The sequence below is a fragment of the Halobellus rufus genome, from assembly GCF_000739575.1.
GTDB classification, from domain to species: Archaea; Halobacteriota; Halobacteria; order Halobacteriales; family Haloferacaceae; genus Haloquadratum; species Haloquadratum rufum.
The window spans coordinates 63,718-88,417 of record NZ_BBJO01000042.1 but is presented as its reverse complement, the minus strand read 5'-3'; the positions used below and the strand labels follow the sequence as shown (position 1 = coordinate 88,417).

The window sequence follows — 24,700 nt, the reverse complement described above, 5'->3', positions numbered from 1 at the left end:
TACAAAACCCCTCCGGTACCAACCGGAGTGCGTGTCGGATCCATCGGGAACCCCCGGTCTGAGCGCGCCGGCTTCTACGTATCGGCACTCCCGCCATCCACATCGACCCACCAAGGTGACCGATTCGTGAACAGCCTGTACTGAGCATCCGCGAGCGAAGCGAGCGGTTCACCGCCGACGAGCGGCCGCAGGCCGCGAGTTTAGCGGCCTTTTTCCTCCAGGTTTTTGCGCCGAGGGGTCCGCAGGACCCCTCCGTGGAAAAGGTGGATGGCAAGCTTCATGCGCTCGCCCACCGCACAGAGCAGTAATGAGTACGCAGGACGTCACGAAGCGGCAGGCGTGGGTGATGGCCGCCCGGCCGCAGACGCTCCCGGCGGCCGCGTCGCCGGTGATCGTCGGCACCGGCCTGGCGATCCACGACGGCGTGTTCGCCGCCCTGCCGGCGCTCGCGGCGCTCGTCGGTGCCGGCCTCATCCAGATCGGAACCAACTTCGCTAACGACTATTACGACCACGTGCAGGGCGCGGACACGGAGGCGCGCGAGGGGTTCACTCGAGTCACTTCGGGAGGCCTCATCGACCCCGAGACGGTCAAGCGCGCGATGTATCTCACGTTCGCGGCGTCGATTCTCTTGGGAACCTACCTCGTCTACGTCGGCGGCGCGCCTATCGTCGTGATCGGCCTGCTCTCGGTCGCATCGGGCATCGCCTACACCGGCGGGCCGTACCCGCTGGGCTACCACGGCCTCGGCGACCTGTTCGTGTTCGTCTTCTTCGGCCTCGTCGCGGTCGCGGGGACGTACTACGTCCAAGCAGCGGCGGTCCTCGCGGAACCGCTCGCGGTCGGAATTCCCGCGGGAACGCTCCCGACGGTCGCGCTGATCGCGGCGCTGCCGATCGCCGCGCTCTCGACGGACATCCTCGTCGTCAACAACGTCCGCGACAAGGAGGAGGACGCGACCACGGGCAAGCGGACGCTCGCCGTCCGGTTCGGATACGGCGTCGCCCGCGCGGAGTTCGTCGCGATGCTGGTGCTGGCGTACGCCGTGCCCGCGTGGTTCCTCCAGCAGCCCGAATACACCGTCGCGGTCGCGCTCCCGTACCTCACGCTTCCGTACGCCGTCGAGATCACGCGGACGATGCTCGAAGAGACGGCCGGAGACGTGTTGAACCCGGCGCTCGAACGGATGGGACGACTGCTCGCCGCCTACGCCGCCCTGTTCGCCGTGGGCCTCTCGTTCACGTCGCTCCCGCTGTGATGCAGTACGAGCGTTTCTCTCTCGGACTGACGTCGCCGCTGTCGACTGCCCGAGGAGACGTCGATCGCCGCGATGGATTCCTGATCCGCGTCGAACGCGACGGAGTCGTCGGCCTCGGCGAGTCCACGCCGCTGCCCGGGTGGACAGAGTCGATCGACGAGTGCGAAGCGGCGTTGTCCGACTGGTCGCGAGAGCGCGCCGCGGACCGCGCCGCGCTGCCGGACAGCCCGGCCGCCCGCCACGGAATCGAACTCGCCCTCGCGGACGCCGACGCGCGCGCTGCCGACGAGCCGCTCGCGGCGATCCTCTCGGATGGCCCCTCGGCGGACGTCGTCCCGATGAATGCCACCGTCGGCGACGGCTCCGTCGAGGTGACCGCGAGCGCGACGCGCGAAGCCGTCGAATCGGGATACCGCGCGGTGAAAGTGAAGGTCGGGGCGCGCGAACCCGACGTCGATGCCGACAGGTTACGCGCTGCGAGAGACGCCGCGGGGGAGGACGTGGAGCTTCGGGCGGACGCGAACGGGGCGTGGGACGTTCCGACCGCGGAACGCCTGCTCGACGTCGCCGCCGACCTCGACTTCGCGTACGTCGAACAGCCGCTCGGGGCGGCGGACCTCGACGGACACGCAGCACTCCGCGGACGGGGCGTGGGTGTCGCACTCGACGAATCGCTCGCTCGCTCGGGTGCGGACGAGGTGCTTGCTGCGGAGGCGGCCGACGTCCTCGTCTGCAAGCCGATGGCGCTCGGCGGGCCGCGGCAGACGCTCGACGTGGCGCGTCGGGCCTCGGAACGCGGCGTCGACGTCGTCGTGACCACCACCGTCGACGCCGTCGTCGCCCGCGTCGGCGCGGTGCACGTCGCAGCCGCGCTTCCCGACGTCTCGGCCTGCGGGCTGGCGACCGGATCGATCCTCGCGGCGGATTTGGCCCCCGATCCCGCACCGATCGAAGGCGGCGCGATCCGCGTTCCGTCGGGGCCGGGGATCGCCGGCGAGGCGTTCGATGCGCTCCGAAGAGAGCGGTGAGCAGTGGAGGAAACCTGAAAACCGAGCTATTCGACCGCCTACGGGCCGTTTCGGTTCGGCGCCAGCGAGTATTTGTGCGGTCGAGCCATACGAGGGCGTATGGCACAGCCGACCCCGAAACAGCGCCGTCTGATGGCCGGGCTGTTCGTCTTCGCCGCGCTCGTGTTCGTCGGCGGGATCGCCGTCGTGGCGTTTCTCGCCGGGGCGCTCTGAGTCTCGCCGACCGACCTGCGCGTCAGGCTGATGCGGCCCGAGAGCCACGTTCAGCGGCAGTCGGTCCTCAGCTCTCCGGGCGGTGGGTGACGCCCGACCGCTCGTCGGCGTCCTTCCGTCGGACCGCCGCCGCGGCGTTCGAGGCGTCGTAGCCGAAGTAGACGTTCTCGGCGTACGTTTCGGCGACCTCGGTCGCTCCGATGAGGGCGTCGACGTCGACGTCGACGGCGTACAGTTCGACCGAGAAGGCGGCGTCGAGGGGGTCGAGCAGACTCTCGAATCCCTTCGCGATGGTCTCCAGCCAGTACGTCGTCGCGTACTCGGTGTCGTACAGCGGCACGACGAACTCGTCGACGTGTTCGGCGAGCCGTTCGACGTCGATGCCGGCGCGTTCGTAGAGGTGGCCGGGGTACGGGTCCGGGTACAGCGTCAGATACGTTCGTCCCGGGATCCGCTCCGCCGCGCGGCCGACGAAGTCGGTGATCTCCGCGGCGCGCCACGCCCCGCGGTCCTCGTACTCGCTCTCGGCGAACCGGCGGTCGCACCGATCGCAGCGGCAGTACCCCTCGCGGGGGAACCCGACGTCGTCGAGGCGGACGTCGTCGTTCTCAGCGGCAGCGTCGGCGACGATTTCGAGGAGTCCCTCGCGGTAGCGCTCGTGCGTCGGGCAGACGTGCGACCAGTCGAAATACGGCTGCTCGCGGGTCGCCGGATTCCCGTCCGCGTCGACGGCGGCGAGGTCCGGGTCGGAGCTCACGCCGGCGGTGTCCCCGAAGCACGAGATCATATTGATCGCCTCCGGGAGCGGCTCTGCTGCCCGTCCGGTCACGTCCTTGACCTCGTAGAAGCCGACTTCGAACTCCGGCCACTCGACCTCCTCGGCGTTGCGCGTGACGACACCGTACATACTCGGGCTTCCGGCCCGAGCGGCATCAGTCGTTCGCTCCGCCGTTCGGGAGTCGGAGGCCCTGTCCGAGAGCGAGACGTGCCGCTCGACTGTCTCTCGCGGCCCGAAAAAACCGGCAGTAAGCGGGGGTTACTCGTCGTCGACTTCGACTTCGACGGGGTCCTCGCCGCCGGAGACGACGAAGTAGACGAGGGCGATCAGCGACAGTACCAGGATGAATTTCGCTTTTCCGGACATACCCGAAGGTACTCCCTCTCGGTACAAAGTGGTTTCCCTCCTTCGACGTGCGGCGGGCGGGGTAGGTATCGATTAGGTGGGGTCGAGGCACCGGTTAGGCGACGTCGAGGTACGACGGGACCTCCTCCTCGCGGACGATCTCGCCGCAGTAATCGCAGCGGAGGCCGTCCTCGAGGACGCTGAATCGGGTCCGGATCGGCTCCTCGGCGTTGGTGATGCAGTTTCGGTTCGGACACGAGAGGACGTCTTCGACGAAGTCGGGGCGGTCGATCCGCTTCTTCTCGACCACCTCGTACTCGCGGACGATGTTGATCGTCGCCTCCGGGGAGATCACCGAGAGCACGTCGACCTCAGATTGGCTCAGCTCTCGGTCTTCGACCTTCACGATGTCTTTCTTCGCGAGCTTGTCCGAGGGGACGTTCATCCCGACGGAGACGCTCTCGCCGCCGGAGCCGTCGATGTCGAGCAGCGCGAGTACGTTCAGCGCCTGGCCGGCGGCGAGGTGGTCGATGACGGTGCCGTTTCGGATCTTCGAGACGCGGAGCTCTCTGTCGGTGTCGGTCATTGGTCTCCCCCCTCGGACAGCAGCATATCTAGCAGCGCCATCCGGACGGGCACGCCGTTGTGCGCCTGTTGGAAGTACTTGGCGTGGTCGGTGTCGTCGACGTCCGGTGCGATCTCGTCGACGCGCGGCAGCGGGTGCATCACCGTCAGGGAGTCTTTCGCCGACGCGAGGTCCTCGGCGCTGACCTGGTACTCGCCGGCGACTTTCAGGTACTCGTTCTCGTCGGGGAAGCGCTCCCGCTGGATTCGGGTGACGTACAGGATGTCCAACTCGTCGAGCACCTCGTCGAGGGACGTGTGCTCTCGGACCTGCGCGCCCGACTCGTGGAGGTCGTAGCGGACGCTCCGGGGGAGCCGCAGGCTCTCTGGGCTGATGAAGTGCTGTCTGGTGTCGAAGTTCGTCAGCGCCGACGCGAGCGAGTGGACCGTCCGGCCGTACTTGAGATCGCCCATGATACCGACGGTGACGTCGTCGAGGCCGACGTTCTGCCGCATCGTGTACAGGTCCAAGAGCGTCTGCGTGGGGTGTTGTCCAGCGCCGTCCCCTGCGTTGACGAGCGGGACGTCGACGAACTCCGTCGCCATCTTCGCCGAGCCCTCGGAGGGGTGTCGCAGGACGAGCGCGTCGGCGTAGCCCTCCAGGACGCGCATCGTGTCGGCCAGCGTTTCGCCCTTCTTGACCGAGGAGGACTCGACGGAGCCCATGTCGATCGTCCGGCCGCCGAGTCGTTTCATCGCGGTGTCGAAGCTCATCCGCGTGCGGGTGCTCGGCTCGAAGAAACAGAGGCCGAGGATCGATCCGTCGTGTCGCCCCTGCCACGCGCCGGGGTCGGCGTCGATCTCCGCCGCGCGGTCGAGCACCGCCTCGATGTCGGCCCGCGACAGTTGCGTCGCGGAGATGAGGTGGTCCTGACGCATTGTGTGTACTCGCGCCCGGAACCGACTTGAATCGCTCGGGTCCGTAGCGATCGAACCGGGCGGCGACTCACTCGAAAAAAGCGGGAGAACGGCGACGGTCCGACCCCGCCGGTCTCAGGGCCAGTTGCCGCTCTCGGCGTAGGCGTCGGCGATCCGCTGGGCGGCGACGACGTAGGCGGCGGTTCGGAAGTTCGGGAGGCCCTTCGACTCGTAGGCGTCGACGAGGTCGTCGAAGGCGCTCGTGATCACCGTTTCGAGTTCGTCGTTGACGCGCTCTTCGGACCAGGAGAAGCGCTGTCGGTTCTGCACCCACTCGAAGTACGAGACGGTGACGCCGCCCGCGTTCGCGAGGATGTCCGGAACCACCAGGACGTCCCGGTCGGTGAGCACGTCGTCGGCGTCCGGCGTCAGCGGGCCGTTCGCCGCTTCCGCGATGACGTCGGCCTCGACGTCCTCGGCGAGGTCGGCGTCGATCGCGTTTTCGAGCGCGGCCGGAACGAGGAGGTCGACGTCGAGGGTGAGCAGTTCCTCGTTGGTCAGCTCCTCGGTGCCCTCGTACCCGGTCACCGACCCGGTCTCGTTCTTGTGGGACTTCACCGCGCGGGCGTCGATGCCGTCGGGATCGTAGACGCCGCCGGAGGAGTCCGAGACGGCGACGACCGTCGCGCCGAGGTCCTCGATGAGACGCGCCGCGATGGAACCGGCGTTCCCGTACCCCTGAACGGCGACGGTCGCGTCGCTGATGTCCTGTCCGAGGTAGTCGAACGCCTCTCGGGCGGCGAACATCGTCGAGCGGCCGGTGGCCTCGACGCGACCCTCGCTCCCGCCGGAGGCGATGGCCTTTCCGGTGATGACGCCCGGTGCGGTCGTCCGTTCGAGCGTCTCGTAGGTGTCTTTGAACCAGTTCATCTCCCGCTGGCCGGTGTTGACGTCCGGGGCGGGGATGTCGCGGTCGGGACCGACGAGCGGCCGGAGTTCGGTCGCGTACGCGCGAGTCAGTCGTTCGAGTTCGGCCTCGGAGTACTCCGTGGGATCGATGATGATACCGCCCTTGCCGCCGCCGAGCGGGATGTCGACGATCGCACACTTGTAGGCCATCCACCCGGAGAGCGCCTTGACCTCGTCGCGCGAGACGTTCGGGTGATAACGAATACCGCCCTTGTACGGGCCGCGGTCGCCGTTGAACTGCGATCTGAAGCCCTTGAACCGGGCGAGAGACCCGTCGTCGAGTTCGACGGTCAGGTTCAGTTCGAGAACGCGCTCGGGGTGCTTCAGTCGCTCGATGACGTCGCTCTCGACGTCGAGGTACGCGGCCGCGTCGTCTACCTGTTCTTGGAGACTCTCGAAGGGGTTAGCGTCCGACATACCCTTCGATTTCGCTGGGGGGAATTTAAAAACTGCTGTCCATAGTTGACAAACCCCAATTTATCCGGAACGATAGCCAAGGAAATCGTCTAAAACTCAATATAATAGAATAGCTAGAAACTGCTATATAGTTTATTAAAACCGGATTTGGAACGTCATATCGACGAAGAGGCGCTAGTTGAGGCTATGAATCAAAATAACGAACTCAATTCAAAAACTTTAGTAAGTTTTGAATAAATTCTTCTATACTATATAGTGAGTTTTCATACCGAAAATGTATACGTCGCCGATGTAATCTCTCTGCAATGACAAAGAAGGCGAACCACCCCGTCCGGACGACCGAGAAGACGCTGGCGCTGATCGAGACGCTCGACACCGGTGAAGGGTTCCGACTCACGGAACTGGAGGACCGCCTCGATATGAGCAAAAGCGGCATTCACAATCATCTCAGCACGCTCAGAGAGCACGGATACGTCGAGAAGTCGGGGGACGAGTACTCGCTCAGTCTGAAGTTTCTCTCCCTCGGCGGGCACGTCCGGAGCCGGTCGCCGCTGTATCAGTACGGCCGATCGAAGATCGATCAGCTAGCGAGCGACACAGGAATGCTGGCGAACCTCGCGACCGAGGAGGGCGGCCGCGCGGTGTATCTGTACCAGTCTCGCGGGAACTACGCCGTCAACCTCGACACCCACGTCGGATACCGCCTCCCGCTGCACAACATCGGGATCGGGAAGGCGATCCTCGCGTCGCTCCCGGAGGAGCGCGTCGAGGCCATCGTCGAGGAGTGGGGGCTGCCGAAAGCGACCGAGAACACGATCACCGAGCGGGAGGCGCTGTTCGAGGAACTGGCGGAGATCCGCGAGCGCGGCTACGCGACCGACGACGAGGAGCGGACCGAGGGGCTGACCTGCATCGGTGCGCCGGTCAAACTCGGCGGTGACGTCCTCGGCGCGATCAGCATCTCGGCCCCGACGAAGCGGTTGGGTAACGCCGGCTTCGACGACGACATCACCGCCGAAGTCGAGAGCACGGCGCACGAACTCGCCTTAGACATCAAGTACGCGCGCCAGTGACCGGCGGTCGACTCGAAAGGGTGGCGGCCCTCGAGCGCCAGTGAGAACTATTATCACCACGCTCGCGAGTAGTACTGACATATGCCGGAAATCGTCGACGGCTACACGCACGTGTTGACAGAGCGGTTCTTCGAGGACCTGACGGACAAGTTCGGCTTCCAGGGGCTCTCGGGCCGACCTGAGTTCCTCTGGGATCACGACCAGCGGAAGCAGGACATGGCCGACTACGGCGTCGACAAACAGGTCATCACCCTGGCGCTACCGACGATGTTTCAGGGGATGGACCACGATCTCGCGCTCGACATCACGCGGCTCGCGAACGACGAGATCCGACGGCTGGCCGACGAGCATCCGGACGACTTCATCCCGGTCGGAACGATCCCGAAAGTGAGCGAGGAGTTCCTCGCGGAGTTCGACCGCTGCGTCGACGACCTCGATATGGCCGGCGTGCAGATATTCTCGAACGTCGACGGTCGACCGCTCGACGACGACCGGTTCTGGCCGCTGTTCGAGCGGGCCGAGGCGACCGACACGCCGCTGTGGATGCATCCCCAACTCTGGGAGTGGTACGACTGGGCCTCCGAGTACATGGAGCACCGGCTCTTCGGCTGGCCGTTCGACACGACGCTCGCGCTCTCGCGGCTGGTGTTCGGCGGCGTGATGGAGGAGTACCCCGACCTCGAGATCGTCTCTCACCACGGCGGCGGGATGGTCCCCTTCTACGGCCGCCGCATCGAGATGTTCTACGAGCAGCGGATGACCTACCCGGAGAACTACAAGGGCTACCACGAGCACGCGGCCGAGCTCTCGCAACCGGCCGAGGAGTACTTCAAGAAGTTCAACGCGGACACGGCGGTGTCGGGGTCGACTCCGGCAATCGACTGTGCGGCCTCGTTCTTCAACGAGGGCAACGTCGTCTTCGGTACCGACTACCCCTTCAGCCCCGAGCGCGGCCGGCAGACGATCGAGTACACCATCGACGCCGTCGATCGGATGAACGCCGACGAAGACGCCAAAGCAGACGTCTTCGCCGGTAACCTCTACGATCTGATCTCCTGAGCCGGCCCGTTTTCAATTTCGGAATCCATTCTCGGACGATCCTCGGGGAGAGCCCGGTTGCTTACGTCGAAAAACAGGCGTACATATGTTACGAAATGTGGCGGGGTAGTCGAAAATGGCCGAAGGAGCGTTCTAAGCGACGTTTTTCTTCGATCGGAGTGTAATTTTCTATACGAAAACTCAGAGGGTGCGTTACTCGGCGCGGACTTCCATCGTGCCGAGGTTCGCGAACTCGATGGTGTAGACGTCGCCGGGTTCGATGTCGATGGCCGCGGTGATCCCGCCGCTCATCACGAGTTCGCCCTCGCGCAGGCCGTCGTCGACGTCGTCGAGGCGCTCTGCGAGCCACGCGACCGGCCGGGCGGGGTTGCCCATGATGTCGCCGCCGACGCCGGTCGACTCCAGTTCGCCGTTGACAGAGACCGCGACGCTCTCCATCTTCAGGTCGACGTCGGTGACGTCGCGGTACTGCTCGCCGACGATGACCTTCCCGGCGGAGGTGAGGTCGGCGATGACGTCTTGGGCGGAGGGGATCGACCAGCCCTGGAACCGGCTCTCTAAGATCTCGACGACGGGGACGACCGCGCGGGTCGCCGTGAGGACGTCCGTCACCGAGACGGGCGCGGTGAGGTCCTCGTCGAGGATGAAGCCGATCTCGGCCTCGATTCGGGGCGCGATCATCTCGTCGGTCGGGACGGGCTCGTTCTCCAGTACGGTCTCGTGGGCGACGTAGCCGAAGATGGGCTCCGGAATGCCGAGCTGTTCCTGCTTGGCCTCGCTGACGAGTCCGAGCTTGTGGCCGACGACGTCCTCGCGGCCGCCGGCGCTGAGGCGGTCGAACACCTCGAACTGGATTCGGTAGGCGTCCTCCGTCGAGAACTCGACGTCGTCGGTCAGCGGGGCGATCGGCTCTTTCTGATCGTAGGCGTCGTAGAGCTTCGTCGCGAGGTCGTCGACCTCGTCCTGACTGAGTGGCATACACTCGCTACGTTCGCTGGTGCACTCATTATACTTTCGACAGGCGGATTCGGGCGGGTGACACGAGAATAACGGGGTAACGAACACGTAACCGAAATAAATTACCCGAACCCGTTCGATATTTAATGACAGACCGTTTCCGGGGTCGACATTATTTTACACGTGTGGTCCGTTACTCCGCGTGTATGTCCGAAGCAGCACCCGGTCAGGAGATCTCGATCGACGCGCCCTGGAACGGGCTCTACATCGGCGGCGAGTGGATCGCCCCCGGAGACAGAGAGGCGATCGACGTCCGGAACCCGGCGACGGGCGAATCGATCACCTCGGTCCCCGCGGCGACGACCGAAGACGTTGACCGCGCGTTCGAGGCGGCGACGCGCGCCCAGGAAGAGTGGGCGGAGACGACGCCCGACGAGCGCGCCGCGGTCGTCCGCCGCACGGCGAACCTGATCGAGGAGTACGAGGAGGAAATCCGGGAGATCCTCGCGGTCGAGACCGGCGCGGCGAAGCCGCGACAGGACATCGAACACGGCGGGACCGTGACGTTCGTCCACGACGCCGCGTCCTTCGCGTTCCGCGCCTCCGGCGGTCACAACCAGTCGAAGATCCCCGGCAAGGAGAACATCATCAAGAGAGACCCCGTCGGCGTCGTCGGCGTGATCTCCCCGTGGAACGTCCCCCTGAAGCTCTCGATCCGGGCGGTCGCGCCCGCGATCGCGCTCGGTAACAGTGTCGTCCTCAAGCCCGCCCAAGAGTCGTCGATCTCGGGCGGCTTGCTGCTCGCGCGGCTCTTCGAGGAGGCGGGGCTCCCCGAGGGCGTGCTCAACGTCGTCACCGGCAGAGGCTCGGTCGCGGGCGACCGGACCGCCTCGCACCCCGACTGCGACGTCGTCGCCTTCACCGGATCGACCGCGGCCGGTCGCTCCGTGGGCGAGAGCGCCATCGAGCACTTCGCGTTCCCAGCCTTGGAACTCGGCGGCAACAACCCCCACGTCGTCCTCGAAGACGCCGACCTCGATCAGGCGGTCGCCGCCGGGACGTTCGGCTCCTTCTGGAACCAGGGGCAGGTGTGCATCTCGATCAACCGGCACCTCGTCCACGAGTCGATCTACGACGAGTACGCCGAGCGGCTCGCCGAGCGCGCCTCGGAGCTGAAGATCGGCGACCCGACCGACGACGACGTCGTGATCGGTCCGATCATCAACGAGGACCAGCGCGACGAGATGATGGAGTACATCGAGCAGACCGTCGAGGCGGGCGGGACCGTCCTCACCGGCGGTGAGGCCGACGGCCTGTTCGTCGAGCCGACGGTCATCACCGACGTGACCAACGATATGGCCGCCGCCTGCAACGAGCACTTCGGCCCGGTCGCGCCGATCATCCCCTTCGGCGACGACGAGGAGGCCATCGCCCTCGCTAACGACACCGAGTACGGCCTCGCTGGCTCCGTTCACTCGGCGGATCGCGGGCACGCGCGCGACGTCGCAGACCAGATCGACGTCGGGATGATGCACGTCAACGACCAGCCGGTCAACGTCGAACCCCACGTCCCGTTCGGCGGTGTGAAGGAGTCCGGGCTGGGCCGCTACAACGGCAAGTGGATCATCGACGAGTTCACCGAGACCACGTGGACGTCCGTCCAGCGCGAACCCAGAGAGTACCTGTTCTAGGGCGCGCAGATACGTACCAGCGGACGGATTTTCGGCTCGAAAACGCCTCTCTGAGCGGGACTCGGCCCGCCTCTCGCACGCGCAAGCGAAGTTATTTGTACGATAGATTCATATACCAATATATGTCGTTAGATGCGGCGATCGTCGGTCCGGGTAACATCGGAACCGACCTGATGTACAAGATACTCGACCGCGGGGAGGAGATCGACCTCCAGCGGATGATCGGCATCTTCCCGGTCGAGGAGTCGGAGGGCCTCCAAGCGGCCGTCGACGAGGGCGTCGACGTCGGCACCGACGGCATCGACAGCGTCAAAGAGCACGCCGACGAGTTCGACCTCGTCTTCGAGGCGACCAGCGCGGGCATCCACGAGCAGCACGCGCCGGTGTACGAGGACTTGGACCTGTTCGCGGTCGACCTCACCCCGGCGGCGATCGGCCCCTACACCGTCCCGGTCGTCAACGCCGACGAGGTCGTCGCCGGCGGGCACGAGAACATCAATATGGTCACCTGCGGCGGGCAGGCGACGATCCCGCTCGTCCACGCGGTCGACCGCGTCGCCGACGTCAGCTACGCGGAGATGGTCTCGCACATCTCCTCGGAGAGCGCCGGTCCGGGGACGCGAGGTAACATCGACAAGTTCACGCAGACGACCGCCGCGGGTCTCGAAGAGGTCGGCGGAGCCGACGAGGGGAAGGCGATCATCACGCTCAACCCCGCGGAACCGCCGATCATGATGCGGAACACGGTCTACACGATGATCCACGAGGACTCCGACGTCGACGAGATCCGCGACTCCGTCTCGCGGATCGAAGCGTCGGTCCAGGAGTACGTCCCCGGCTACGACGTCACCCTCGAACCGACCGTCAAAGACCAAGACGACGTCGCCTTCGACCTCGGCGACTCGATCATCCTCACGACGATGCTCGAAGTCGAGGGCGAAGGGCAGTATCTCCCCCCGTATGCGGGCAATCTCGACATTATGACAAGCGCAGCACTCGGCGCGGCCGAACGAGTCGCACAGCAGAGAGCCGACGCGGACGCCATCGGAGGTGTGAGCGATGACTGACGCGGACGTCCGCGTGGTCGACATGACGCTCCGCGACGGGATGCACGCCGTCGACCACCAGTTCACCCCCGAGGAGATGGCCGAGGTCGCCGCCGCGCTCGACGCCGCGAACATGGACGTCGTCGAAGTCTCCCACGGCGACGGGATGGGCGGCTCCTCGATCAACTACGGCTTCGCCGCGGCCGACACCGAGGAGTACCTCGACGCGGTCGTCCCCGAACTCACGGACACGCAGCTCTCGGTCCTGCTCCTGCCGGGGATCGGCACGGTCGAGGAACTGGATATGGCGGTCGACCGCGGGGCCGACATCTGTCGGATCGCGACGCACGTCACCGAGGCCGACATCTCCGAGGACCACTTCGGCTACGTGAAAGACCGCGGGCTGGAGGCCAACGGCCTGCTGATGCTCTCGCACATGGCCGAACCCGAGCGGATCCTCGAGGAGGCGAAGCTGATGGAGGAGTACGGCGCGGACGCCGTCTACCTGATGGACTCCGCGGGCGCGCTGCTCCCCAACGACGTCCGCGAGCGCGTCAGTCTGCTCGTCGACGAACTCTCGATCGACGTCGGCTTCCACGCGCACAACAACCTCGGCCTCGGCATCGGCAACACCCTGGCCGCGCTCGAAGAGGGCGCGGTGACCACCGACGGCTGTCTCCGCGGCCTCGGTGCAGGCTCCGGAAACGCCCAGATCGAGGTGCTCGTCGGCGTCTTGGAGAAGGCCGGCTACGACGTCAACCCGGACTTCTTCGGCGTGATGGACGCCGCCGAGGACGTCCTCGTCCCGATGATCGACGACGACGAGATGCCGAAACTGGACAACGACTCGCTGATGCTCGGCTACGCGGGCGTGTACTCCTCGTTCCTGCGTCACACCCGCCGCGCGGGCCAGAAGTACGACATCGACCCCCGCGAGATCCTCGTCGAACTCGGCGAGATGGAGGTCGTCGGTGGGCAGGAGGACCTGATCACCGACGTCGCCTCCCGACTCGCCGAGGAGCGTGACGCGGGCGCGGCCGCCGAGGCCGCCTCCGACGACTGAGAACAGCCGCAGAACTCCGCTTCTTACTTACAGATCGTCGCGCGGTTCGATCAGTTCGATCACGTACCCGTCGGGATCGGTGACGAACGCGATCCGCCCGCTGACGCCCGTGGAGTCGAGCGGGCCACGGACGAGTTCGCTGTCGGTCTCCTCGGTCAGTCGCTCGACGAGGGCGTCGGTGTCGTCGACCTCCAGCGCGAGGTGATCGAACCGCTGGGTCTGCGGCTCGCCGAGGTCGTGCTCGGGGTTGTGCTTGAACTGGATCTCCGTGTCGCTCTCCCCGCGGACGTAGACGTTGCGGGCGTCGTCGCCGCCGACGAAGTCGTTCGTCTTCTCCAAGCCGAGTTCGTCGACGTAGAACGCGAGCGTCGCTTCGATGTCGGACACCCAGATGGCGCTGTGGATGACGTCCATAGTCGTGCTTCCGGGAGGGCTGAGCATAAAGGCCAGGGATCGGCGGCGAGCTTCCGGCGGCCGTCGACGCGGTCGGCCGGATCACCAACCTATTTGACGTCGCCGGCGGTAAGGCGCGTATGGCAGTCGAAGACGACACCCGCGAGGAGTTGGCCGAGGCGCTGTACTCGGCGCTTCGGACGCAGGAACCGATCGACCGGCTCACCGCCGAGCACGACCTGACGATGGAGGACGCCTACGACGTCCAGACCCGCTTCGTCGATCGACGGATCGACGACGGCGCGGAGATCGTCGGCCACAAGATCGGCCTGACCAGCGACGGCATCCAAGAGCAACTCGGCGTCGACGAACCCGACTTCGGTCGGCTCCTCGATACGATGTTCGTCGAGGGGCGAGAGATCCCCGGCGGGGACCTGATCGCCCCGCGGATCGAACCCGAGATCGGCTTCGTGATGGAGGAGTCGCTGGAGACCCCGGTGACGTATCTCGACGTGTTGGACGCGACGAGCGCGGTGCTCCCCGTCGTCGAGGTCATCGACAGCCGCGTGCGCGACTGGGACATCCGCATTCAGGACACCATCGCCGACAACGCCTCCTCGGCGCTGTACCTCGCGGGCGAGCGGACGAGCCCCGTCGACACGGACCTCTCGCTGGAGGGCGTCAAACTCTACAAGAACGGCACGCTCGAATCTTCGGGCGTCGGTGCGGCGGTGCTGGACCACCCCGCACGCTCGGTCGCGTGGCTCGCGAACACGCTCGCAGACCTCGACGAGCAGATCGAGGCCGGCCACGTCGTCCTCAGCGGGTCGCTGACGCCCGCGGTCGACCTTGCACCGGGCGACGTGGTGTCCGTGGAGTTCACGTCGATCGGGACGGTGAACGCCCGACTCGTGGAAGAATAGTCCCGAAAATCCCTTTCGTCGCGCGCTGACTCAGCGGTCCGTGTACGGGATCCCGCCGAGGCTGTACTGCGTCCCGAACCACTGGTGGTCGTCCTCGGAGCCGATGTTCTCCTCCCAGACGACGGTCTCCCAGTCCGGCTCGAAGTTGAGATAGCCCGGCCCGGCGAACAGCTCGAGTCGGATGCCGCTTGCGGGGTCGTTCACGTAGAGGTAGTTCGCGTTCGTGATGGCGTGCTTGCCCGGTCCGCCGTCGATCTCGACGTTGTTCTCCGCGAGGATGTCGGCGGCGTCCCAGAGGTCCTGGAGGTGATCGAGGTGGTAGGCGATGTGGTGGAACTCGGTCTTGTCCTCCTCGAGCCGGTGGACGGCGATGTCGTGCGGCAGCGGCGTGGTCGCGTGCCACCAGCCCCACGTGGTGCCGTCCGCGGACTTGAAGACCTCGTTGAGGCCCATCCCGAACTCCTCCTCGAAGAGCCGCGAGGTCTCCTCGGGATTGCCGTCCTGCACGTGCGTGTGGTCGATGCGCTGGGGGTACACCCGGTTCGCGTACTCCGGGCTGTACCGGCGCATCGGGATGTTCGAGCGCTGCTCGCCGTCGATGTCGGGCTTCTCCATCTCGTAGTAGATCTCGAATCGGTGCCCCGACGCCGACTCGAACATGATCGAGTCGCCGATCCCCGCTTCGTGGTCGTCCTCGGTCCACCAGACGTCCCGGCCGAGTTCCTCGAACCGGTCGTAGTACTCCTCGACGGACTCGGGGTCGGCCGCCCGGAAGCCGATGTGATCGACCGCGCCGCGCTCGCCCTCCGTGAGGCTCATCGTGTGGTGCTCGTAGTCGCGGAGCGCACAGAGGTACGCTGTGTCGTCGTCGCGCTCGACGACCTTCATACCCATCAGGTCCCGGAAGAACCACAGCGACTCCTCGAGATCGGGCGTCTCGAACGCTATGTGTCCAAGTTTGGCAAGTTCTGCCATACAGAATTCGTTGGTAGTTCTCTTATATACATTTAGCGATCCCTCCGAGTTCCCCACCGTCGGAGGCCCACAGAACAGATCCGGGCCGAAGCCGTGGATCCGTCGGAAAACGTGCCGACGCGTTCAGTCGTCGGCGGCCTGGGCGAAGTCGGCGACGCTGTCGTCGGGAACGATCCCGTCGTCGGTCCACCCGCGGGCCTCGTAGTACTCCTGAATGGAGGATTCGAGGTCGGGCAGATCGTATGGGAGGCGGTCGTCGTCGGTGTCGCGGCCGCGCTGGTTGTTGAAGTGCCGTTCGAGGGTGACGACGCGGTCGCCGACCGCGAGGATGTCCTCGTAGTCCTCGTCGAACAGCGCCTCGAAGACCTCCTCCTCGATGACGCGTCCCAGTCCGAACTGACAGAGGACGGCGCTGTCGCGGACCGCGTTGCGGTTCTCCTGATCGATGAGGAAGTCGGCCTTTCCGGCCGTCCCCTCCGCGGGGATGACGTCGTTGTACTCGGGGATCATCATCGTCGAGTACATGTGGTCGGCACCGCGGTTGCCGACGGCGTAGGAGAGGCCCTGTCCGTGGACGACGCGGCCGTCGTGGGCGGCGAAGTCCAGTCCCTTGACCGTCCAGTTCTCGACGCCGAGGTCCTCGTGGATGCGGTCGATGCCCTCCGCGAGTTTGTCGCCGACGCCCTCGCGGTGGGCGATCTTCTCGATGAGTTCGTGGATCAACTCGACGTTGCCGAACTCGTCCTCGCTGGCGAGGTAGGCGGCGATGGTGTTGCCGCAGGAGATGGTGTCCATCCCGAGGTCGTCGCAGAGCTCGTTGGACTTCATGATGTCGACGATGTCGTCGACCAGCGAGTTGCTGCCGAAGGCCATGACGGTCTCGAACTCGGGGCCCTCGGTCTCCAGCCCGCTCGCCTCGTCGCGAGTCGGGAGCTTACAGGCGAAGGCGCAGACCGAGCAGGCCGCCTTCTTGTACTTCTTCTCCTCGACGCGGTCGCCGTTGATCTTCTCGGCGTGCTCGAAGGACATCTCCGAGAAGTACTTCGTCGGCAGCGAGAAGTTGTCGTTGAGGATCTGCACGAGGTGGGTCGTCCCCTGTCGGCGGAAGATGTCGTCGCTCGTGGCGGCCTGTCGGTGGACGTCCATCTGTACGTCCTCGTTGGGGAGTTCGATCTCGGGTGGGGAGTCGCCCGCGAAGGAGACGCACTTGACGTTCTTCGAGCCGAGGATCGCACCGAGGCCGCCGCGCCCGAAGGCGCGTTCGTCGTAGGTCATCGCCGACGCGAAGCGGACCTCGTTCTCGCCCGCGGGACCGATCGAGACGAGGTTCTCGCTCTCGAGGCCGTGACGGTCGTTCATCGCTTCGGTGACCTCGGGAACGGTCGCGCCCGCGAGTTCGGGGACCGCCTCGAACTCGACGCCCTCGTCGGTGACGTGGACCGCCAGCAGTTCGTCGCTCTCGCCCGCGAGCTCGACCACCGAGTGGCCAGTACCGACGAAGTTACGTGAGAGGTAGCCCCCGGCGTTCGAGGAGAGCAGTCCGCCCGTCAGCGGCGAGACGCCCGTCATGTTCATCCGACCGGTGAAGCTCATCGAGGACTGCTGGAGCGGACCCGACGCGAGGTAGACGCGGTTCTCCGGGCCGAGCGGGTCGGCGTCGAACGGGATCCGGTCGTGCGCGAGTTTCGTCGAGACGCCCCGACCGCCGATGAACGCGTCCAGTTCATCGTCGATGTTCGTCGTCTCTGCTGTCCGGTCTCCCACGTCGACCGTCAGCAGCGATCCGTTGGCGTGTAGCATCGTTCATAAATACGTAACCGAATACAAAAACTCGTCGGAGATACGTAACGAGAAGTCGACACGACTCTGCGCCCCTCGACTCCGCTCGGACTCCTCGGCCCGCGTCCGACCTATCCCACGGCCGCGAGTACGCCGAGTTGGATCGGAACCAAGAGGAGGCCCGTCGCGATCGTGACCGCCGAGACCACCCGAATCAACTGGTCGGCCTCGACGATCTCGTAGGCCAAGATCACCACGAGCACCGCGGACTGGTAGGGGAAGAACGGCATCGAGAGCGCGGCGGCCTCCGTGAGCGCGATCGAGAGTGGCGGGAGCCCCGCGTCGGCGGCGAACGCGAGGAGGACCGGGGTCACGACGCTCGCGGCAGCCAGTCCGCTGACGACGAACATCAGGGCGACCGTGAACAGGAACACGACGCCGAGAACGACGAGCAGCGGCGCGTCGGTGGGCACGACCCCCAACAGTTGCTCGGCCAGCGCCGACGCGACGTTCGTCCGGGTCAACCCCTCGCCGATCGCGAGCACGGCGGCGACGAAAAACAGGATCGAGAAGTCGACGTCGCCGACGGTGTCCTCGAAGTCGGCGACGCCGACGGCCGGGAGCGACGCCAGTACCGCCACCAGCATCGCCCCGTAGACCGGGTGTAGCCCGTGGACGACGTCGGTCACCCAGACGGCCACGCCCGCAGTCAGGAAGAGCAGCATTCGCCGCGCTTCTCGGCCCATCGCGGTCGACGTCCCGGATACAGGCGTGACGTTCAGGCCCTCTGGTGGTCTAAACAGCGCGTAGACCACGCCGACAGTGACGAGTAGCCGGCCGATCCCCATCACTGGGAACATCAGGATGAACCACTCTGACCACGCGATCGACGTACCGGTGACGGACTCGAAGATCCCCAGGATCACGACGTTCGGCGATCCACCGGTGAGCACGGCGTAGCTCCCGAGATAGGTCACGAGCACGGGGGCGAAGAACAGGCCGAGCCGCACGCGATGGGAGTCGAACCGTTCGCCGACTTCCAGCGCGACCGGCGCGAGGACGAGCACCCGGACGATGCCGACGGGAATCACCAACACGAGCAACAGGCCGGCCGTCGACAGCCCGAGGAGGAGTCGTCGGTAGGTGCGCGCCGGCGCGTCGTCCGTCGGTGGCGTGACGCGCGCTACGATCCACTGCCCGGACCACTCCGCGAGTCCGCTTCGGCGGGTCGCTTCGCCCATCACCAGCCCGAACGCGATGAGCCACGTCGCCGGGGAGCGAAACCCAGAGAGCGCCAGATCCAGCGAGAACGCGAGTCCGATCAGACCGAGACACAGGACCCCGGTGTAGGCGGGCGATACGACGTTACTGACCCACAGTGCGATACAGAACGCGGTGATCGCGAGCATCGTCGCGCTCGCGGGATCGAACGGCGCGCCGAACCGCACCGCTACGGCCGTGATCGCGCCGGTCGGAATCACGAACCGCGGCCGGTTGAGCAGACGAGAGGCCTCACCGATCATCGTCCGTCTCCTGTCGTCGGCCGGTCACCTGTGTCGACACGTCTGTCGTCTCGGATATCTATTATATAGATATTCGGAATACGATGGGAAACCTTGGGGAGGCCGAAACCGAAAATCGCATATTCGGTTGCGACTCCTCGGCAGGCGGGCGAATTTAGATTCCGAACAGCTTTTTCGCGTTAGTTTCGAATATTTTCAACTTCTGCTCGTCAGATAATTTTTCAATATTATCAACAGCAGCTGGAGCATCGAAATCTTGATGCGGCCGGTCAGAACAATAGACGATTTGATCTTCGAGATCCGCACGTTCGATCAATTCGACAACGTCCACCATTTTTGTCGCTTCTTCAGGAAGAGGCTGCGTTCCGTAGTAGAACTCTGAAAGATACTCGCTGGGCAACTGAGAGAGGTCGGCGAATTCGCTCGAACGTTCTAGATACTCGCGATCGAGACGCTCACCCAGCGCTGGTATCCACGAGAGGCCGCCTTCCCAGAACCCGAAGTCGACGTCGTATTTTTCGACGATTCCGCGTACAATCAGGCTGTTCGCGTGCCACATCTTGGGTATCGTGTGTCCCAATGTGTGAAACTCTGCGAAGTTTTTCGGCTGCATACCAGCGATCGGGAACCCGGGAACGATTCCGGTCGTCGAGTGGAGGATGATCGGAAGATCGTGTTTCTCAGCAGCCTCGTAAATCGGCTCGTAGCTTTTGTGCCCCATCGGGAACGTGGGGCCGACGTCGGTAATCATCGCGCCAACGATTCCGTCTTCATCTCCGTACCGTTCGATCTCCGCCGCACTCTCCTCGGGATGGTCACCGAAAATGTAGAGTTTCGCGTAGTAGGTTCCATCTCCCCGGGCGAACCGATCGACGGTGAGATCGTTGAACGCCCGCATATATGGGACCTGTTTGTCTTGGGCCGGAATTGTGGTCATTCGGAACTGGCCGGGTGAGAAGACCACGGTATCGATTCCTAACTGCTCTCGAATGGCGTCTACGTCTTCTGCGTCATCGATACCCGGCGAGTGAATGTTTATCTGGGTGCGTCCACCAGCACTACGGTCCCAGCCGTCCCACTGAACTGGCCCCCACTCTTCCGGACCGGCAAGATACCCCTCTTTTTCGTTCTTTTTGAACTCCGAATCGGACAGATACTCCCGGATGTCGGCGCCCGACTCACCGCTGTGCCACTCGCCATCAATGACCGTGTGGTCCATACACACGCCAAAGGAGACCCAGAACTTAATAGTCTCGATTCAAACGGTCGACCACTCGAAATTCATCTCGAACCTCACTATACAATTTCATTTCCGTACATAGACTCGTCCGTCCGTGACGAAAGTTTCGTACGTGGGGACGGCATCGTCACCCTGAACGTGCTCGCCGGTCTCGATATCGAACTGCCATCCGTGCCACGGGCAGTACACACAACCGTTCTCGACGCGACCCTGACCGAGAGGCCCCCCTTGGTGCGGACAGACGTTACTCATCGCGAAGTACTCGCCGTCCAGTTCGAAAACCGCGATCTGTTCGCCATCGACGTCCAGAACAGAAACGTCGTCATTTTCTAGCTCATCTACGCTCGCAACGTCGTGTACTGACGACTCATTCGCGGGAGCTTTTCCCATACGCAGAGTTAGTGCACCGAGTTTAATATTTTTCTTTTCAGGAATTCTGGACACACCTAATCGGGAAATCGAGCGGGACCGTCGGTACCGGTACATCCGTATCGAGCTCTTCGCTACTCCGAGGATAGTGGTCTCTCAGACCGATGCAGTATGGGATCGATAGCCGGTCCACGCGAAACTCGACATCAAACGGCGGTAGATGCTGCTTCGTCAGCTGATGCCCTCGTAAGCTCGACTGCCGTGATCTCTCGCTCTATCGCTTCCCGTAGGTCGTAGACGATTCATTCTGTGACTCTCACCCCCTCGGCCTCGGGTCGCCACTCCATCACTCGCTCGTGGAGCGGTGCGAGAACGCCGTACTCGACGACGATCAGAAAGACGACGAAAATGATGAGCCAACTCATCATCGTCGGGAGGTCGTACTGATCGAAGTACCGTCGAAACATGAATCCGACACCGCGCGTGAGCAGGAACGCTTCGACGAGCAGCGTTATTTTCCAGCCGATGGAGAGTCCGGAACGGAAGCTGGCGAACAGGAACGGCGCCAGTTGCGGAACGACGACGTCTTTGAACGTTTGGATCCGTCCGGCACCGAAGAACTCCGCCATCTCGGCGAGGTCGGTGTCGAGATTCCGAGTACCCTCCCACATATTTAGCCCCACGAACGGCGTAATCACGAGGGGGATAGCGAAGTATCCGCTGCTGGCGTCGAAGCCGATCCAGATGGCCGAGACGAACACGATCACGAGCGAGGGGATCGCAAGCCACGCGTAGATCCACGTCGCGAGCGTGCTTTCGAGCGTTTCGTTGCGGCCGAGCGCGACGCCCAAGACCGTGCCTGCGATCATCGAGACGAAGAGCGACGCGAAGAGCATCTCGATGGTCTTCCAGACGTGGAAGTAGAACATATTACCGTACGGTCCCGGGGTGGTGAGCACGACGACGAGCGCGGCGTAGGTCTCGGGAAGCCCGGGAATCACCTCGGGGAGGGTAACGCCGCCGACGTACCACAACGCCAACAGCGCGATGATCGATGCGACGGTGTACAGATACCGAGTCAACCGGTCCATATCAATCCACCACGTGCTCGTGGAACTCCCTGTAGAGTTCGGCCTCGCGCTTCGCGATGTCCGGATCGTCGTACTGTCGCGGTCTGTCGATGTCCACCTCGCGTCGAGCGAACATCTCCCCGTCGGTGTTCATCATATAGATGTAATCGGAGAGGAACACCGCCTCGTTGATGTCGTGCGTGACGAACACGATCGTCTTCTCTTCACGCTTCCAGATGTCGAGTAACTCCTCGCGGAGGTCGCGGGCGGTGATCTCGTCGAGGCTGCTGAACGGTTCGTCCATCAGCATAATCTCGGGTTCGATCGCGAGCGCGCGGGCGATCGATACCCGCTGTTTCATCCCGCCGGAGAGCCGCGTCGGGTAGTTGTCGTGTTCGTCGCCGAGATTCACCATATCGAGGTACCGATCGATTCGGCCGTCCCACTCCCCTTCTGGGACGTCGCGTGCCTCGAGCGCGAATTCGATGTTCCCTCGAACCGTTTTCCAGTTGAGGAGCCGCGGCTCTTGGAAAATGTATCCGAGCGAGAGGTCGTCCGGTGAGACGTCTCTGCCTCCCCGACGCATCGTTCCGCGATCCGGTTCGATCAGACCGGATATCACGTTCATCAGCGTCGTCTTCCCGCACCCCGACGGGCCGAGCAGCGAGACGAACGCGCCCGCCTCGACGTCGAGATCGACCTCGTCGAGGACGAGTATCTCACCCTGTCCGGGTTTCTCGAACCGCTTGACGATGTCTCGGAGTTCCAACATTCCTGTCGACGAATCGGCGTGGTCCGATTTTGCCGAACGCTCTTCAGTGGCCATCAAAGCACCCTCCATCGATGCGTGCAGAGAATCCCCCGCAGAGATCGTCTTGATGCATAAATCGTGTGAACGTGTCTCATAACACAACGGGTAGTTAATAATCTTACTATGGAGAGCATCCACCGACGCCTCGCGGGCGACCACTAATACTAATTATACACCATTTTCCCGGTATTTTTATAATGCACGAAAAACTCCACGGACGTATGCAACGTGTTACCAGAAGACGGTTCATCGTTGGATCGGGCGCTACTGGCATTGCCGGACTAGCGGGCTGTAGTAGTGGCGGTGACAGCGGTGGTGGCGACGGCGGTGACAGTGGTGGAGGCGGCGATAGCGGGGGCTCCGACGGGACTACGGCCGGCTCCAGCGGGGACGGGCTGACTGCCGTCAGAATTCAACTCCCAGAGGGGACGATCCACACCCGATGTACGAGGCCGCGACCGACGCGGGCGTCTTCGAGGAAGAGGGGATCGATCTGACTGTCGATTACGCCCCGTTCAGCGCACAGGTGCAGTCGCTCACCAGCGGGGAAGTCGACGTCAATATGGTCTCGATGATCCCCTATATGGGTAACTACATTCAGGGCGAAGACCTCGTCACCTTCGGCTGGGACGGTTGTCTCCAGAGCATCAACGCGCTCTATACGCGGGCGGCGAGCGACTACGAGTCGATCAGTGATCTCGAAGGCCAGCGGATCGGCGTGTGGTCGTGGGGCTCGTCGACGGTCCAAGCGTTCCAGGCCGTCGTCGCCGAGGAGTCCGGCCTTCGACTCCGACAGGACTTCGGCACGACGACCGCCGCTCCGCCCGCGTTGCTCGGCCTCCTGCAGGACGAGGAGATAGACGGAGTCATCAACGTGAGTGGACTCACGATTACGATGGAGTCTGATCCCGACACCTACCGTCGGTTGACACAACTGAACGAGATGTGGCGCGAACGGACCGGGTACACTCTGCCGCTCACGTCGTGGTGGAGCTACTCCGATTGGTACGAGAACAACACCGAAACCGCTGCTGCGCTCCTCCGCGGCGGGCAGAGCGCGACGGAACACTGGCGAGAAAACACCGTTTCGATACTCGATGAGTACGGTGAAACCGCCTCGATCGACAACCAAGCGAAGGTCGACGTGGTCGAGGAGTGGGCCAACGACGGGCAGATATTCCGTGACACCACAAGCGATGATTACCGAGACGCCACGTGGGAGTTCGTCGAACTGATGAGTAGCTACGAGTTCCTCGAAGAGACGCCATCGCAGGACGAAGTCCTCCGGAGCCCCCAGTAACGGCTGCAACGACGCTAGACTCCCTATGTATTCCTACGTTCAAGCCCGGAATCTCGAAAAGAAGGCGGTCGTAGCCGTCGTGCTACTCGCCGCTTGGCAGCTCGGATCGCAGTTTTTCCCCTCGTACGTCCTCCCCGGAGTCGTCGAACTTCTCACGGCGACGCAAACAGTCATCGTCGACCCGCAGTTCGGGACGTATCAGAGCAACATTCTCGATACGTTCCAGCGCCTGCTAGCGGGGTTCGTGATCTCGGTGGTCGTCGGAACCGTCGTCGGGACGGCGATGGGGCTCCGAAAAGAGGCGGAGGCGTTTCTCCGAGCGTGGATCGTCATCGGGCTTTCCGTTCCGTCGATCGCTGTTGCGTTCGCCCTCATCATCGCCCTCGGCATCTCCGAGTGGGTCCCCGTGCTGACGGTCGTGATCGTCGGCGTCCCGTTCGTCATTCTGAATATGTGGGAAGGCACCCAAGAGCTCGATCCGGAGATCACGGAAATGGCCGACTTTTTCGGCGCGACCCGTCTGCAGCGATACCGGGATATCCTCCTTCCGCAGGTTCTGCAGTACCTCTTTCCCTCGATGTACTGGGGACTGGTCGTCTCGTGGAAGGTGCTTTTCATCGCCGAGGTGTTCGGCGCGGGCTCCGGCGTCGGCTATATGGTCAACTACTGGTTCCAACAGCAGCGAGTCGACCTCCTGCTCGGTTGGATCGTAATCCCCGTCATCCTAATAATCGTTGGACAGGAAGGGCTACGAGCCGCCGAACATCGTCTTATGCGGTGGCGGTAAGTCGATCACCGCTTCTCGACGACGGCCGTTTCTACCCGCGGACGCCTGTGATAGCCCCCGAATGCCAACTATTATATTACGACGCGGTGACGTCGGATTCGATGCATCGCAGCACTGTGGGTAGTCCCTACCTTTCGAGATGTGGTCGTCC

General features: G+C 63.9%; 23 protein-coding genes. 10 read left to right on the top strand and 13 right to left on the bottom strand.

Features of this window, described 5'->3' with window-relative positions; translation table 11 throughout:
- The first annotated feature begins 346 nt into the window (after positions 1-346).
- The gene (locus ACP99_RS15830; RefSeq protein ID WP_231554319.1) at positions 347-1,258 is read left to right on the top strand and encodes a 1,4-dihydroxy-2-naphthoate polyprenyltransferase; all 912 of its coding nucleotides are present in this window, start codon (positions 347-349) and stop codon (positions 1,256-1,258) included.
- Positions 1,258-2,286 (top strand): mandelate racemase/muconate lactonizing enzyme family protein, encoded by a 1,029-nt coding sequence (locus ACP99_RS15825; RefSeq protein WP_049987528.1) that lies wholly within the window; start codon positions 1,258-1,260, stop codon positions 2,284-2,286. The genes ACP99_RS15830 and ACP99_RS15825 overlap by 1 nt, the downstream gene beginning before the upstream one ends.
- Before the next feature lie 280 nt (positions 2,287-2,566).
- Here ACP99_RS15825 and ACP99_RS15820 read toward each other — a convergent pair whose 3' ends face one another.
- The 4 genes from ACP99_RS15820 to ACP99_RS15805 all read right to left on the bottom strand — a co-directional run bounded on the left by ACP99_RS15820 (position 2,567) and on the right by ACP99_RS15805 (position 6,490).
- Positions 2,567-3,406 (bottom strand): hypothetical protein, encoded by an 840-nt coding sequence (locus ACP99_RS15820; RefSeq protein WP_049987527.1) that lies wholly within the window; start codon positions 3,404-3,406, stop codon positions 2,567-2,569.
- 331 nt (positions 3,407-3,737) lie between these two features.
- Positions 3,738-4,208, bottom strand: a complete 471-nt coding sequence (gene pyrI / locus ACP99_RS15815; protein ID WP_049987526.1) for an aspartate carbamoyltransferase regulatory subunit — start codon at positions 4,206-4,208, stop codon at positions 3,738-3,740.
- A complete protein-coding gene (gene pyrB / locus ACP99_RS15810; protein ID WP_049987525.1) occupies positions 4,205-5,125 on the bottom strand; it encodes an aspartate carbamoyltransferase in 921 nt (306 codons plus the stop codon). Before pyrB ends, pyrI begins: the two co-directional genes overlap by 4 nt.
- Positions 5,126-5,239: 114 nt before the next feature.
- Positions 5,240-6,490: a Glu/Leu/Phe/Val family dehydrogenase gene (locus ACP99_RS15805; RefSeq protein WP_049987524.1), complete on the bottom strand. Its 1,251-nt coding sequence runs from the start codon at positions 6,488-6,490 to the stop codon at positions 5,240-5,242.
- Positions 6,491-6,795: 305 nt separating this feature from the next.
- Here ACP99_RS15805 and ACP99_RS15800 point away from each other — a divergent pair, with 305 nt between their 5' ends.
- The gene (locus ACP99_RS15800) at positions 6,796-7,563 is read left to right on the top strand and encodes an IclR family transcriptional regulator (RefSeq protein ID WP_049987523.1); all 768 of its coding nucleotides are present in this window, start codon (positions 6,796-6,798) and stop codon (positions 7,561-7,563) included.
- 81 nt (positions 7,564-7,644) lie between these two features.
- On the top strand, positions 7,645-8,622 hold the full coding sequence (locus ACP99_RS15795; protein ID WP_049987522.1) for an amidohydrolase family protein: 978 nt from the start codon (positions 7,645-7,647) through the stop codon (positions 8,620-8,622).
- 192 nt (positions 8,623-8,814) lie between these two features.
- Here ACP99_RS15795 and ACP99_RS15790 read toward each other — a convergent pair whose 3' ends face one another.
- Entirely contained in the window at positions 8,815-9,600 is a 786-nt protein-coding gene (locus ACP99_RS15790) for a 2-keto-4-pentenoate hydratase (RefSeq protein WP_049987521.1), read from the bottom strand.
- A 185-nt stretch (positions 9,601-9,785) separates the two neighbouring features.
- Here ACP99_RS15790 and ACP99_RS15785 point away from each other — a divergent pair, with 185 nt between their 5' ends.
- The 3 genes from ACP99_RS15785 to dmpG all read left to right on the top strand — a co-directional run bounded on the left by ACP99_RS15785 (position 9,786) and on the right by dmpG (position 13,379).
- Positions 9,786-11,270, top strand: a complete 1,485-nt coding sequence (locus ACP99_RS15785; RefSeq protein WP_049987520.1) for an aldehyde dehydrogenase family protein — start codon at positions 9,786-9,788, stop codon at positions 11,268-11,270.
- 122 nt (positions 11,271-11,392) lie between these two features.
- Positions 11,393-12,337: an acetaldehyde dehydrogenase (acetylating) gene (locus tag ACP99_RS15780; protein WP_081927531.1), complete on the top strand. Its 945-nt coding sequence runs from the start codon at positions 11,393-11,395 to the stop codon at positions 12,335-12,337.
- The gene (dmpG, locus tag ACP99_RS15775) at positions 12,330-13,379 is read left to right on the top strand and encodes a 4-hydroxy-2-oxovalerate aldolase (RefSeq protein WP_049987519.1); all 1,050 of its coding nucleotides are present in this window, start codon (positions 12,330-12,332) and stop codon (positions 13,377-13,379) included. Before ACP99_RS15780 ends, dmpG begins: the two co-directional genes overlap by 8 nt.
- A gap of 27 nt (positions 13,380-13,406) precedes the next feature.
- On the opposite strand, the gene ACP99_RS15770 is transcribed toward dmpG, so the two are convergent.
- On the bottom strand, positions 13,407-13,793 hold the full coding sequence (locus tag ACP99_RS15770) for a VOC family protein (protein WP_049987518.1): 387 nt from the start codon (positions 13,791-13,793) through the stop codon (positions 13,407-13,409).
- A 119-nt stretch (positions 13,794-13,912) separates the two neighbouring features.
- Between ACP99_RS15770 and ACP99_RS15765 the strand changes: the two genes are divergently transcribed.
- Positions 13,913-14,695: a 2-keto-4-pentenoate hydratase gene (locus tag ACP99_RS15765; RefSeq protein ID WP_049987517.1), complete on the top strand. Its 783-nt coding sequence runs from the start codon at positions 13,913-13,915 to the stop codon at positions 14,693-14,695.
- A gap of 30 nt (positions 14,696-14,725) precedes the next feature.
- Here ACP99_RS15765 and ACP99_RS15760 read toward each other — a convergent pair whose 3' ends face one another.
- The 7 genes from ACP99_RS15760 to ACP99_RS15730 all read right to left on the bottom strand — a co-directional run bounded on the left by ACP99_RS15760 (position 14,726) and on the right by ACP99_RS15730 (position 22,477).
- Positions 14,726-15,670, bottom strand: coding sequence for a VOC family protein (locus ACP99_RS15760; RefSeq protein WP_049987516.1), 945 nt, complete (start codon positions 15,668-15,670; stop codon positions 14,726-14,728).
- Positions 15,671-15,793: 123 nt separating this feature from the next.
- Entirely contained in the window at positions 15,794-17,470 is a 1,677-nt protein-coding gene (locus ACP99_RS15755) for an aldehyde ferredoxin oxidoreductase family protein (RefSeq protein WP_049987515.1), read from the bottom strand.
- A gap of 110 nt (positions 17,471-17,580) precedes the next feature.
- Positions 17,581-18,972, bottom strand: coding sequence for an SLC13 family permease (locus tag ACP99_RS15750; RefSeq protein WP_081927530.1), 1,392 nt, complete (start codon positions 18,970-18,972; stop codon positions 17,581-17,583).
- Between the two features lie 154 nt (positions 18,973-19,126).
- Complete coding sequence (locus ACP99_RS15745) at positions 19,127-20,191, bottom strand: amidohydrolase family protein (RefSeq protein ID WP_049987514.1); 1,065 nt, start codon at positions 20,189-20,191, stop codon at positions 19,127-19,129.
- 87 nt (positions 20,192-20,278) lie between these two features.
- The gene (locus tag ACP99_RS15740; protein WP_081927529.1) at positions 20,279-20,602 is read right to left on the bottom strand and encodes a Rieske (2Fe-2S) protein; all 324 of its coding nucleotides are present in this window, start codon (positions 20,600-20,602) and stop codon (positions 20,279-20,281) included.
- Between the two features lie 281 nt (positions 20,603-20,883).
- A complete protein-coding gene (locus ACP99_RS15735) occupies positions 20,884-21,672 on the bottom strand; it encodes an ABC transporter permease (RefSeq protein WP_049987513.1) in 789 nt (262 codons plus the stop codon).
- A 1-nt stretch (position 21,673) separates the two neighbouring features.
- On the bottom strand, positions 21,674-22,477 hold the full coding sequence (locus ACP99_RS15730; RefSeq protein WP_197052494.1) for an ABC transporter ATP-binding protein: 804 nt from the start codon (positions 22,475-22,477) through the stop codon (positions 21,674-21,676).
- Between the two features lie 427 nt (positions 22,478-22,904).
- Here ACP99_RS15730 and ACP99_RS15725 point away from each other — a divergent pair, with 427 nt between their 5' ends.
- Together ACP99_RS15725 and ACP99_RS15720 are read left to right on the top strand one after the other, a co-directional pair.
- Positions 22,905-23,762 carry an ABC transporter substrate-binding protein gene (locus ACP99_RS15725; RefSeq protein ID WP_049987511.1) on the top strand — a complete coding sequence of 286 codons (858 nt, stop codon included), beginning with the start codon at positions 22,905-22,907 and terminating at the stop codon, positions 23,760-23,762.
- Positions 23,763-23,787: 25 nt separating this feature from the next.
- Complete coding sequence (locus ACP99_RS15720; protein WP_049987510.1) at positions 23,788-24,549, top strand: ABC transporter permease; 762 nt, start codon at positions 23,788-23,790, stop codon at positions 24,547-24,549.
- Positions 24,550-24,700 lie beyond the last annotated feature (151 nt).

Excerpts from the sequence above, each read along its gene's own strand:
- ACP99_RS15825 (WP_049987528.1), top strand. The coding sequence starts at position 1,258 with ATGCAGTACGAGCGTTTCTCTCTCGGACTGACGTCGCCGCTGTCGACT.
- ACP99_RS15805 (WP_049987524.1), bottom strand. The coding sequence starts at position 6,490 with ATGTCGGACGCTAACCCCTTCGAGAGTCTCCAAGAACAGGTAGACGAC.
- pyrI (WP_049987526.1), bottom strand. The coding sequence starts at position 4,208 with ATGACCGACACCGACAGAGAGCTCCGCGTCTCGAAGATCCGAAACGGC.
- ACP99_RS15765 (WP_049987517.1), top strand. The coding sequence starts at position 13,913 with ATGGCAGTCGAAGACGACACCCGCGAGGAGTTGGCCGAGGCGCTGTAC.
- ACP99_RS15795 (WP_049987522.1), top strand. The coding sequence starts at position 7,645 with ATGCCGGAAATCGTCGACGGCTACACGCACGTGTTGACAGAGCGGTTC.
- ACP99_RS15790 (WP_049987521.1), bottom strand. The coding sequence starts at position 9,600 with ATGCCACTCAGTCAGGACGAGGTCGACGACCTCGCGACGAAGCTCTAC.
- ACP99_RS15735 (WP_049987513.1), bottom strand. The coding sequence starts at position 21,672 with ATGGACCGGTTGACTCGGTATCTGTACACCGTCGCATCGATCATCGCG.
- dmpG (WP_049987519.1), top strand. The coding sequence starts at position 12,330 with ATGACTGACGCGGACGTCCGCGTGGTCGACATGACGCTCCGCGACGGG.
- ACP99_RS15820 (WP_049987527.1), bottom strand. The coding sequence starts at position 3,406 with ATGTACGGTGTCGTCACGCGCAACGCCGAGGAGGTCGAGTGGCCGGAG.
- ACP99_RS15745 (WP_049987514.1), bottom strand. The coding sequence starts at position 20,191 with ATGGACCACACGGTCATTGATGGCGAGTGGCACAGCGGTGAGTCGGGC.
- ACP99_RS15720 (WP_049987510.1), top strand. The coding sequence starts at position 23,788 with ATGTATTCCTACGTTCAAGCCCGGAATCTCGAAAAGAAGGCGGTCGTA.
- ACP99_RS15725 (WP_049987511.1), top strand. The coding sequence starts at position 22,905 with ATGTACGAGGCCGCGACCGACGCGGGCGTCTTCGAGGAAGAGGGGATC.
- ACP99_RS15755 (WP_049987515.1), bottom strand. The coding sequence starts at position 17,470 with ATGCTACACGCCAACGGATCGCTGCTGACGGTCGACGTGGGAGACCGG.
- ACP99_RS15785 (WP_049987520.1), top strand. The coding sequence starts at position 9,786 with ATGTCCGAAGCAGCACCCGGTCAGGAGATCTCGATCGACGCGCCCTGG.
- ACP99_RS15740 (WP_081927529.1), bottom strand. The coding sequence starts at position 20,602 with ATGGGAAAAGCTCCCGCGAATGAGTCGTCAGTACACGACGTTGCGAGC.
- ACP99_RS15770 (WP_049987518.1), bottom strand. The coding sequence starts at position 13,793 with ATGGACGTCATCCACAGCGCCATCTGGGTGTCCGACATCGAAGCGACG.
- ACP99_RS15730 (WP_197052494.1), bottom strand. The coding sequence starts at position 22,477 with ATGGCCACTGAAGAGCGTTCGGCAAAATCGGACCACGCCGATTCGTCG.
- ACP99_RS15760 (WP_049987516.1), bottom strand. The coding sequence starts at position 15,670 with ATGGCAGAACTTGCCAAACTTGGACACATAGCGTTCGAGACGCCCGAT.
- ACP99_RS15830 (WP_231554319.1), top strand. The coding sequence starts at position 347 with ATGGCCGCCCGGCCGCAGACGCTCCCGGCGGCCGCGTCGCCGGTGATC.
- pyrB (WP_049987525.1), bottom strand. The coding sequence starts at position 5,125 with ATGCGTCAGGACCACCTCATCTCCGCGACGCAACTGTCGCGGGCCGAC.
- ACP99_RS15800 (WP_049987523.1), top strand. The coding sequence starts at position 6,796 with ATGACAAAGAAGGCGAACCACCCCGTCCGGACGACCGAGAAGACGCTG.
- ACP99_RS15780 (WP_081927531.1), top strand. The coding sequence starts at position 11,393 with ATGTCGTTAGATGCGGCGATCGTCGGTCCGGGTAACATCGGAACCGAC.
- ACP99_RS15750 (WP_081927530.1), bottom strand. The coding sequence starts at position 18,972 with ATGATCGGTGAGGCCTCTCGTCTGCTCAACCGGCCGCGGTTCGTGATT.